Origin of the sequence: Streptomyces sp. NPDC091649 (genome assembly GCF_044756785.1) — a bacterium.
In the GTDB taxonomy this organism is placed as follows: Bacteria; Actinomycetota; Actinomycetes; order Streptomycetales; family Streptomycetaceae; genus Streptomyces.
In genome coordinates this window covers 86,913-97,058 of record NZ_JBIVTR010000019.1, presented here as the reverse complement: position 1 = coordinate 97,058, position 10,146 = coordinate 86,913, and the positions used below count along the sequence as shown (strand labels likewise).

General features: G+C 71.7%; 8 protein-coding genes. All 8 read right to left on the bottom strand.

Annotated features, from left to right (window positions below; translation table 11 throughout):
• Positions 1-62: 62 nt before the first annotated feature.
• The 8 genes from ACIQMU_RS26660 to eccD all read right to left on the bottom strand — a co-directional run bounded on the left by ACIQMU_RS26660 (position 63) and on the right by eccD (position 9,801).
• Positions 63-419 (bottom strand): hypothetical protein, encoded by a 357-nt coding sequence (locus tag ACIQMU_RS26660; RefSeq protein ID WP_352242632.1) that lies wholly within the window; start codon positions 417-419, stop codon positions 63-65.
• Positions 420-421: 2 nt separating this feature from the next.
• Positions 422-871 (bottom strand): YbaB/EbfC family nucleoid-associated protein, encoded by a 450-nt coding sequence (locus ACIQMU_RS26655; RefSeq protein ID WP_352242633.1) that lies wholly within the window; start codon positions 869-871, stop codon positions 422-424.
• A 112-nt stretch (positions 872-983) separates the two neighbouring features.
• Positions 984-4,727 carry an AAWKG family protein gene (locus tag ACIQMU_RS26650; protein WP_402689862.1) on the bottom strand — a complete coding sequence of 1,248 codons (3,744 nt, stop codon included), beginning with the start codon at positions 4,725-4,727 and terminating at the stop codon, positions 984-986.
• Between the two features lie 58 nt (positions 4,728-4,785).
• A complete protein-coding gene (locus ACIQMU_RS26645; protein ID WP_352242635.1) occupies positions 4,786-5,244 on the bottom strand; it encodes a type VII secretion system-associated protein in 459 nt (152 codons plus the stop codon).
• Between the two features lie 368 nt (positions 5,245-5,612).
• Complete coding sequence (locus ACIQMU_RS26640) at positions 5,613-5,933, bottom strand: WXG100 family type VII secretion target (RefSeq protein ID WP_352242636.1); 321 nt, start codon at positions 5,931-5,933, stop codon at positions 5,613-5,615.
• Between the two features lie 110 nt (positions 5,934-6,043).
• Entirely contained in the window at positions 6,044-6,367 is a 324-nt protein-coding gene (locus ACIQMU_RS26635; RefSeq protein ID WP_352242637.1) for a hypothetical protein, read from the bottom strand.
• A 416-nt stretch (positions 6,368-6,783) separates the two neighbouring features.
• Positions 6,784-8,352 carry a type VII secretion protein EccB gene (eccB, locus tag ACIQMU_RS26630; RefSeq protein WP_352242638.1) on the bottom strand — a complete coding sequence of 523 codons (1,569 nt, stop codon included), beginning with the start codon at positions 8,350-8,352 and terminating at the stop codon, positions 6,784-6,786.
• A 48-nt stretch (positions 8,353-8,400) separates the two neighbouring features.
• Positions 8,401-9,801 carry a type VII secretion integral membrane protein EccD gene (gene eccD, locus ACIQMU_RS26625; protein WP_352242639.1) on the bottom strand — a complete coding sequence of 467 codons (1,401 nt, stop codon included), beginning with the start codon at positions 9,799-9,801 and terminating at the stop codon, positions 8,401-8,403.
• Between the last annotated feature and the right edge of the window lie 345 nt (positions 9,802-10,146).

The window sequence follows — 10,146 nt, the reverse complement described above, 5'->3', positions numbered from 1 at the left end:
GGCGTGCCGCCGGGGCCCCGGAGCGCGCGCGGGCGCTCCGGGGCCGGTCGGCGGAGACGGTGTCAGTGCCGGCCACGGCCGTCCGTGACGTCGGAGACCCGGCTGCTCTGATGCGCGATGTTCTCCAGCGCCTGGTTGCGCAGCGCCTTCATCGTCTGGACGTTCTCCAGCGTGCCCTCCGTGATGCCGATGACGGCGTCGCGGATGGCCATGCAGGTGTCCTTCGTCGTCTGCCGTTCCTTGATCTCCTGCGGGCGGACCTTCTTGGCGAACTCGTCGCTGGTGCCCGGCCAGGTGACCGTGTCGCTGATCTCGTCGAGGAAGTCCGCGGTCATGCCGCGCGCGATCTCCGCGATGTCCTCCAACTGCCGTACCCCGGCCTGGATGCGGTTCGGGTCCGCGTAGTACCTGTTCGACATGGCTACTCCTCGCCGTCCTCACCGAGCGCGTCCTGCCAGGACACGTCCGCCCGCCGTTCGGGTCCCCCGTCCGGGTCGCGCAGCACGTCCGGGCCGAACAGCTTCTCCCAGTCGACGTCCATCCCGCGCAACTCCGGTAGCCCGTCGCTCACTTCGGCGAACGGGGCCATCGCCTGCATGACGTGCCGGCCCATCCGGGTCCGGGCTGCCTGTGCGGCCTCCAGCACGCTCGCCGCCAACTCCTGCGGCGCCATGGCGCGGTACTTGCCGTCCAGGAACTCCAGGTCGCTCAGCTCGCCCTGCGGGCCCACGGTGACCCGCACCGCGCGGTCGGAGGAGAGGGAGTCGAACGACGCCTCCCGCAGCTCGCGTTCGGTGCGGGCGACCGCCGCCTCGGTGGCCTTGAGCTCGGCCATCGCCCGCTCGATGCGCTGCTCCAGCGAATCGGTCACTGTCCGTCCATTCCCCTCGCTCCGCCGTGCGGCGGCCGTCCGCTCGGATCGTATCCGCCCGGGGCCCACCACCGTTCGGCCGGACCCCGTGTGACCTGCTGCGACGGTCCCGTCACCGGCCGATCACGGCCGGTGCGCTGCCCTCGTCCGTGCCCCAGACGTCCTCGTCCTCCTCCAGGTAGTCGGAGGACGTCGCCGTACGCGGCCGGTCCGCACCGTCCGTGGCCTCGTCCGACGCACGGCCGCCGCCCGTCGTGGCGGGGCGGGCCGCCGAGGTGAGGAAGGTGTCCTCGTCCTCCGCACGGCCCCACGGGCCGCGCCTGCGGCGGTTGCGCCGTTTGCCCTCTTCGACGGCGTCGGTGAGGACGGCGCGGACCCGTTCGTTGTGGGACCCCTTGTCGCCGCCGCCTCCCATACCTCCCATGCCGCCCATGGGCGGCATCATCGGGCTGCCGGGGCCGCCCGCGCCCGCCTGACCGCCGCCCTGGCCGAGGCCGGCGGCCGGGGAGGCCCCGGTCCCCGCGCCGTTCGTCGGCTCGCCGGACAGGGGCATGGCGTGGCCGGAGGAGTCGACCGACTGGGGGAGCCCGACCGGGGATGGGCTTCCGCCGCCCGCACCGCCGACGCCGAGCGGTCCGCCGCTCAGGCCGTCGAGGGTGCCGAGGCTCTCGCTGCCGGTGCCGCCTGCCCCGCCTCCGGGCCCGCCCAGGCTTCCGGGGCCGCCGAGGGAGGACAGGCCGTCGCCGATCCGGCTTCCGACGGTGTCCAGGCTCCCGGTGTCGCGAGGGGAGTTGAGGCCGTCGAGATCGACACGGCTGGTGACTCCCCGGGGGTCGGTGGTGGTGGCGATGCCTGTGTCCGGGTCGATGACCTGTTTGCTGCCGTCGGGGAATTCGGTGGTGAGTTTGCCGTTGTCGAAGCTCATGCGGGAGCCGTCGGGTGCGGTGTGGTCCGTGCTGCCGGAGAGGTTCGTCGTGGTGACGGTGCCGTCGGGGTTCGTCGTGGTCAGGGTTGCGGTGTCCGGGTCGAAGGTGGCGCGGCTGCCGTCTTCGTATCCCAGGCCGATGTCGCCGCCGTTCATGGAGGCGGTGCCCCCTGTCGGGGTGTCCAGTGAGCTGCTGTCGAAGTCGGGCAGGTCGGCCGAGGGGTTGTTGATTCCGCCGAGTGTGCCGAGGTCGGTGGTGGTGACCGCTCCCCGGGGGTCGGTGGTGGTGGCGATGCCTGTGTCCGGGTCGATGACCTGTTCGCTGCCGTCGGGGAATTCGGTGGTGAGCTGCCCGTTCCGCAGGGACGTCGTGGAACCGTCCGGGTTCGTCCCCGAGGCCCCGTAGGTGAGGTCCGTCGCGGTGGACGACCCGTCGGGACCGGTGGTGGTGAGCATCCCGGTGTCCGGGTCGAAGGACGTCCTGCTGCCGTCGGGGAAGCGGGTGTCGAAGTCGCCGCCCGTGAGGGTGGTACTGCCGCCGGTAGGAGTCTCCAGCCCGCGGGCCCCGCCGTTCAGCCCGCCGGCGTCGCCCAGGGACTCGGTGACGATCCGGTCGCCGAGGTCCCGCAGGCTGTCGAGGTCCGGCGCGCCGGAGCCGTTCTGGCCGTTGAGGCCGCCCAGTGTGCCGAGGTCCGACTCGGTCGTCGTCCCGTCCGGCTCGGTCGTGGTGGCCGCGCCGGTGGCCGGATCTACCGTCTGGGTGGTGCCGTCCGGGAACGTGGTGGTGAGCCTGCCGTCGTCGCCCAGCGTCGTCGTGGAGCCGTCGGGGTTGGTCACCGTGGCCCCGCCGCCGAGGTCCGAGGACGTGGTGGAGCCGTCGGGGGCGGTGGTGGTGAGCATCCCGGTGTCCGGGTCGAAGGACGTTCTGCTGCCGTCCGGGAAGGTGGAGGTGAGCCCTCCGTCCCCGGTGAGCGAGGAGGTGCCGCCGGTCGGGGTGTCCAGGACGGAACGCCGCCCCCCACCGGGGCCGTTGATGCCGTCCAGGCTGCCTATGTTCGCCGTCACCGGTCCGCCGCCGTCCCGGTCGCGGTTGTTGCCGCCGAAGCCTCCGCCCAGAGTGCCCGGACCGCCGAGCGAAGCGGTCACGGGACCGCCGTTGGCCGGCCCGTCGGCGCCCGGCCCCCCGAGCGAGGAGCCGCCGGTCCCGTTCAGGCCGCTCAGATCCCCCTGGCTGATCGTGACAGGGGGAGGGGAGCCCAGTCCGCCCGGTCCGCCCAAGCCCTCCGGTCCGCCCAGCCCGTCCGGTCCGCCGCCGAGGTCGCCGAGCTCGTCCAGACCGCCGGTGTACGTGGTGTTGAGGTTGCCGAGACTCTCCTCCAGCTTCGCCCGCTCCGCCTCGGCCTTGGCGTCCGCCTCGGCCTTCTCCTTCTCGTACTCTTCCTTCTCCTTCTTCGCCGCGGCCTCCGCCTCTGCCTTCTCCCTCTCGTACTCCTCCTTGTTCTCGGCGGCCTCGGCCTTGGCGTCCGCCTTGTCCTTCTCGTACTCCTCCTTGTCCTTGGCGGCCTGGGCCTTGGCGTCGGCCTTGTCCTTCTCGTACTCCTCCTTCTCCTTCGCGGCCGCCGCCTTGGCGTCGGCCTTCTCCTGCTCGGCCTTGTCCTTCTCGTAGTCCTCGCCGGCCGTGCTGGTGGTCTTCGGCTTCGGCTGGTGCTCCGTGAACTCGCGCCCCAGGTCGAGGAACTTGTTGTTGATCTCCGACTGCACAGCGGCGGCCTTCTCGCCCAGGTACTTGTCGACGCCCAGGCTCCAGATGCGTACCGCCTCGTCGCCGACCTTCTTCCACGAATCCATGTTCGCGAGGTCGCCGTAATCCGGGTGGTTCTGGCTGAAACCGGCACCGGGGCGGGCGACCGTGGTGACCGTCGAGCCCTGGTAGGTGGAGTAGGTCGTGGTGTGAATCTGCGTCATCTTGATGTTGTTCGTCTCCGACCACTGGGCGAGGTCGTCCAGGACGTAGCGCAGCACCCGGAGCGGGTCGTAGTAGGGCGACTGGGCCCACTCGTACCAGGCTTGGAGGAGCTTGCTCGCCGCGTCGTGCAGCTGGTCCCGGCCCTCGGACAGGGCGCGCGAATAGACCGTGCCGCCCTCCCCGCTCTGGCCGCCCGAACCGTTGAAGGTGTCGACGTACCCCTCGTAGTTTTCGCGCACCTTCTTGAGCAGGTTGCGGAAGACGTCGGCCGACTCGCCCTTCCAGGACGCCTCGTCCTTGCCGAGTGCTTCCTCCCAGCCCTTGATGACCTCGACCTGGTTCTTGAAGAACTTCGCGGCCCGGTCGAAGGACTGCCCCGTGCGGTCGAAGGACGTGACGTCCACCACGCCGCCCGAGGGGACGGAAAGACCGTTGAAGGCCATCCCCTCGGTGTTGCCGTTGAACAGGGCGAGCAGAGCGTTGCGCGGGCCGTTCATGTACTGGGCGAGGTCCACGGTGCTCAGCTTCTGGTCGTTGTAGTCCGTGAAGTCGTTTCCCGAACTGACCGCGATCTCACCGGCCGAGTCGCCCGTGGTGTCCGCGAACCGGGTCTTGCCGTCCTCACCGGTCGTCCTGCCCTCGAAGACGATCCGGGCCTGCTTGAGCTGGGCGCCGCCGCCGTTCTGGTCGAAGAACCAGATGTCGTAGTCCTGGCCGTCGTTCACCGCGAAGCCGGACTTGTCGAGCACGTCCTGGAGCGAACGCTCCCTGATGTCCATGCGGAAGAGCGTGCCGCCGTGGTCGGAACGGAGCTTCTCGAAGATCTGCGACCGCTTGGGCACCGGGTAGCCGGTGATATGGCTGACCAGCTTGGCCCAGGCGTCGTCGGCGTCGCCGTCGGCCACCTTCTCGTCGAACTCGCCCAGATGTGTCTTGGCGTTGGGGTCGTACCGCTCCTCGGCCACCGCGCGCCCTTCCTGATCGCTTCCGTGTTCCTGCCGGCCTGGTCCGAACGCGTCGGAGTCAGTCCTCGTCGCCCCCGCCGCCGGACGTGCTGCCCACCACGCCGGTGTCCACCTCGGAGAACAGCTGGAGCAGTGTCTGCGCGTCGATCGAGTCCAGGTTGGTCTGCTTGGTCTCGGCCATCTTGTCGAGGGTGTCCTGGAGGGCCTCCTTCAGTTCCTTGAAGAAGACCTCCTGCTCGCCGAGCAGGGTGTCGATGGTGGTCGCGGCGGTCGTGATGCTCTGGATCAGTGACTGCCCGGACACCAGGTCACCGCCGGCCATCAGGCCGATGCGCAGCACCTGCTGCGCCTTGTCCGGGTTCTCCGGAGTGGTGTGCCCGTCGACGATGTCTCCCAGTGGGCGGATGCCGTCGACGGTCTCGTCCCGGTACGTCCGTGCCGTCTTGAGTGCCGTCGCGACGTCCTCGTCGTGGAACATCTGGAGCTGCTTGAGGTCGAGATGGGTCAGGTCGGCCACGTGGGTCGCCCTCCTCCCGCTGAGTGCCGGTCGTGGGGGTGGTCGGGTACCCCGGCCGCCCCACCGGACCGCCTCCTGCCGCGGGAGCGCCGTCCGATGGGGTCTACGGGGTGTCCTCGGTGTGCGGGTCCGGAGTGCGTCGGCCGGGACAGGACGGCCGTGTCGCCGCGCACGGGCAGGGTCGGGGCGTGTCCGCCGGACACGCCCCGGGGCCTGGCGTCCGGATCATGTCGGGCTCGCGGGGTCCGGCACGCACACCTGTCGCGTTGTCGTCGGTCGCCCATGCTCCGCGGTGACCGACTCCTCCGCCTCGCAGCCGCACGCACCGGGCCCCGCTCCCTGATCCGACCCGATCCGGACGAAAGAACCTAGCGGGCGGTGACGCCCTGCCACATCTGGCTGTTGCGGCGCTCGTCCTTCTTGTGACCGTCCGCGACGTTCTCCAGCAGGACGCCGTTCTCCGAGAGCAGCTGCTGCATCTTGGTCACGGCGTTGTTCCACTGCGCCTGGACCTTGACGTACTCCGTCTGGTCGTCACCGGCCCAGCCGTTCTTGAGGGCCTGGAGCTCCGCCTCCAGCGACTGGAGCGTGCTCTGGATGGCCTTGGTCTGCTGCTGGATGTCCGACGCGGCGTTGGCCGCGGCACTGTAGTGGACATCGATGATGCCGTCGGTCAGATTCTGGGCCATGGGGGAAGCCTCTCTGGTCGGGGGACCGGTGGTCCGTGGTGTCGTGGCGGGGTGCCTGCACGCGGGGGGAGCCGGTGCGGGCGACGCGGCCCGGGGGGAGAACGGGCGGGTTAGGAGAGGGCTTCGAAGACGCCCGAGGACACCTTGCTGGACTGCTGGCCGATGTGCTCCTGGTGCTGCTGCGAGGTGTTCCGCGCCTGGTTGCGGTTGTCCTCCAGCGCGTCCGTCATGCGGCCGATCTGACGGAGGATCCGCTGCGCCTGCTCGTCCCACTTCTCGAACAGGTTCATGAAGGCGCGGCCCTCGTCGCCGCCGACGCCGAGCGCCATCGAGCGGACGTTGCCCCGGATGCGCTCCACCCCGTCCCGGGCCATGCCCAGGGCGAGCACACCGTTCTGTACTGCCTTGTCGTCCACCAACCGGTTGTCGGCCATAGAGCGCTCCCATCGATCGAGCTTCGGGTGACGTGTCCGCCGATGCTATGGATAATGCGGTGCCCAGATCAAGAAGAGCCGGAATTCTTTGGCTTTTCCTGGGCGGGCAAATCTGCCCGGATGAACGGGAGTTACGCTCAGGTTTACCGTCGGTGGACCGAGTGCGGACCAAGAGTGTTCACCGAGGGGTTCCGCCACTCGATCGCAACGGCCGCGTGCACGGGATACGGGCGGCAAACGGGCGCCGCCGTGAGTGAATCGGTCACCCGCTTCAGCGGCGGCCCACCCGAAATCCGCATCCCGAACGGCCCGGTGCGGCGGTGCTTGAGGTTTTTCTGAGCTTTCACTTCATTCCCTATTCGCAACTTCCCGCCCCCGGTTGATTCCGGCCGCTCGGCAGGCCGGTGTGCCCTCGTTCAACGTTCCGCGTTCGCGGGGGAGTTACGTTCATCGCGTTCACCGGCAGCCGCCTTCTTCGTGTCCCCGGTCGATGTGCACGCGGGTGCGGTGACGCGGGGCGGCGCCGCGCCCGAGGCCGCCGATTTGTCCAGGTCCGCACCCGTGGGCAGGGTCGCCAGCAGGGGGGCCGGAATCGAGCCGACGTCCTTCTGGGCGTAGCCCAGCGCGGAGAGCGACTCCTCGGACGGCACCCGGTACTTCACCCCGTTCTCCGCCACCAGGTACGTGGTGCCCGCGTGCGCGGCGCCGCTGGCGTGCAGCGCCCGTACCAGCGCCCCGTGCCCGGGGCGTACGACCCGGGCGTCCGGCCGGACGCAGGCGGGCTCCGGCGGCCCCGCGGTGCCCTCGGCCACGGCCGACGGACCCAGCGAGTCCAGCGGAGCCAGCACGGTGCTGATCCGCGCCCCCTCCTTGCCGCCGAGCACCTTCGCGCACACCGCGGAACCCCGGGGCACGGACTGCGGCTTCGGCGGGGCCGACGGCAGGCCCTCCGCGCCCGCCGGCCCGGAGTCCGGGTCCGCCCGGTGCTGCCGCAGGGCGTCGGCCCCCACGGTGCGTACGGTCGGCGACTCGCCCCCGTACGCCTCCTTCTGCGTCACCGGATCGCCCAGCACCAGGGCCGCGCCGGTGCGGGTGAGCGGCGTCAGGCCGTCCGAGCGCAGCAGGTGGTAGCTGCCGCCGCCGCCGGGGACCGTCACTTCGAAGACCTGGCCCACCCGGGTGGGTTCGCCGCCCAGCTCCGGCCCCGCCTTGCCCCGTCCCGGCACCTCGGGCGGGGCCAGGTCGGGTCCCGGGGCGAGCGCGTCCAGGAACGCCGCGGACACCGGCAGCGGGGGCTTTGTGCCGTAGCCGAGGGCGTTGCGCGCGTCGGACTTCTCGTCGACCGCGAGCCGGCTGCCCCGCCAAACCAGGTACTGCCGCTCGTCCGGGCCGCGTACGAGCACGCCCCGGTCGCCGCCGACCGCGGTCGACTCCAGTGGGGCCCCGGCGACGACCGTGGTGGCCCCCGGCCGGTGGACGCCCTCGTCCGGCGAGCCGCCGGTGCTGGGCAGTGCTCCCGCCGCTCCCGTCACACACAGGTGCCAGGCCCCGCCGTCCAGCTCGCCCGGGCCCGGTACGGTGTCGGGCGCTCCGGGTATCCCCACCGGCGCCCCCACAGGGGTCCCCCGCAGCGAGGCGGTCGACACGTCCACGGACGTCATCCTCCCGCCCCCGATCAGCCGGGCGGAGGCGTAGTTGCGCACCGGGTGGAGCGCGCCCCCGATGTAGAGATAACGCGCACCGGTGTCCCGGTTCACCACGAGGCTCTCGCCCGAGCGCCACGCGTCGTTGCCGCCCGGGCGCAGCAGCCCGTACACCGTCGCCCCCGCCGCGATCAGCAGCGTGACGAGCAGCCCGAACAGCACGCCCCGGGTGGTGCGCCCCAACGGGCTCTCCGGGGCGTCCGGGTCGGCCATGAGCAGCCCGGAACTGAGCCTGCCCATGAGGAAACCGTGCGCCTGGACCTGGTCCCGCTTCGACTGCACTTGCCTGTGCCCTCTCGTCGTTCTCTTGCTTGCGGCGATGCCGTGCGGTCAGCCGAACAGGCCGCGCAGCCACCCGAACAGCCCGGCCACCCACAGGGACAGCGGCAGCAGCGCCACGGCGAACAGGGTGTGCCCGATCTCCGCCGCCCGGCCCCAGTACGGGAGCATCCGGCGGCCCGGCACGGTCCAGGCCGCCACCGTGAGCGCCGCGGCGACGCCCAGCAGCACGCCGAAGACCGCGGGCCGGCCGTCCGGATCGGCGCTCACGGCCCAGGCATGGGCGAGCAGCAGCAGCCCCCAGGCGCCGGGGAGCGCCAGGACGAGGCGCTGGCCCACGTGCACCAGGCCCCGCGCGTGCAGGAGCAGCAGCAGCGCCAGGACCAGGGAGGCGAGCACCTCGGGCAGGCCGGGGCGGTGGGTGAGCGGCACCAGGGCCGCGGCGGCGACCACACCGGTCGCCCCGAACAGGGCGGTGATCCAGCGGCCGGCCAGTTCCGTGCGCTCGGCGACCTCCTCGCCCCGGTAGGGCTCGATGCCCTCCTGGAGCTGCTGGGCCGACGAGGGCAGGGCGGGCATGCGCATCCCGGCCAGCTTGAACGCCAGCGCCGGGACGAAGCCCGCGCAGAGCGCGACCACCGTGGCCACGATCGCCACCGAAGCCTGCGGACCGAGCCCGGCGAAGCCCATCAGCGCACCGGCCACCGCCATCGCCACCGAGACCACCGCGGTCGCCAGCAGCACCGGCGCACCCACCGCGGTCGCCGCCAGCGCGAGCACCGCGCCGCCCGCCCCCGCCGCTCCGGCGGCCAGCATCCGGGCGCCCGCCACCTGGACGACGTCCGGGCCGCCCAGCTCGCCGCCGGGCAGCACCCAGCCGGCCAGAGCCAGGCACGGAGCCACCAGGAAGCCCAGCGCCGTCGCGGAGACCCGGTCGCCGACGGCGCGGCTCGCGGAGCCCGCCCCGGCCAGCAGCAGCAGCCCGGCCGCCGCCGCGCACACCACCCGGGCCGAGCCGCCGACGCCCGGCCGGAACAGCAGGACCAACGCCGCGGCCACCGCCGCCACGGCGCCCCCGACCAGGAAGTGCCGGGCCGCGCGGGGGCTCCAGTTGTGCAGCCGCCTCCCGGCGGTGTCCGCGATGCCGTCCACCAGGTCGTCCAGGCGGGCCTCGGGCAGCGCCTCGGTGTGCGGACGCAAGAGCAGCACCGCCCCGTCGGTGAGGCCCGCCTGGGCGAGCGTGCCCTCCTCGTCGAGCGGCGCGTCGCCGAGCTGCTGGAGCACCCAGCCCGCGTGGTCGAGGCCGCTCTCCTCGGCCTCCTCCCCGACGTACCGCAGCAGCGTCGGCAACAGATCGGCGACGGGGACGTCGGACGGCACGGCCAGGTCTATGGAGACGGCCGGAGCACGTACGGTGAGGCGGCACAGTTCGGCCACCGCGCTGTCGGTCATGTGATGAACTCTCGTCTCCCGGTACGGGGTCGGACGGGGAATGGCGTCACGGCCGTTCGCGGGAAGCGCTCCGCGGGCCGCGGGCTGTGCGTGGGGCGATTTCGGAAATGAGGACGCAACAGGCCGGCTCACATGGACATGTGAGATGTTGCGTGTGCAGACTACTGCCGCTGCAGGCGTGATTGTCCCGGGGAGCCGTTGTTCTCCGGAACACCGGTGACCGATCTCGGTGCAATTCTCCCGGACTGTTCACCGGCCTTTCACTCGGGGGTCGGGATTGCGGGGCGTCGTGGTGCGTTCCCCGTGCATCGATGTCCCCGAACCGTGAAATAGGGTGCCGGAGCA

Coding starts and splice junctions, on each gene's coding strand:
- ACIQMU_RS26660 (WP_352242632.1), bottom strand. CDS start 419: ATGTCGAACAGGTACTACGCGGACCCGAACCGCATCCAGGCCGGGGTA.
- ACIQMU_RS26640 (WP_352242636.1), bottom strand. CDS start 5,933: ATGGCCCAGAATCTGACCGACGGCATCATCGATGTCCACTACAGTGCC.
- ACIQMU_RS26635 (WP_352242637.1), bottom strand. CDS start 6,367: ATGGCCGACAACCGGTTGGTGGACGACAAGGCAGTACAGAACGGTGTG.
- eccD (WP_352242639.1), bottom strand. CDS start 9,801: ATGACCGACAGCGCGGTGGCCGAACTGTGCCGCCTCACCGTACGTGCT.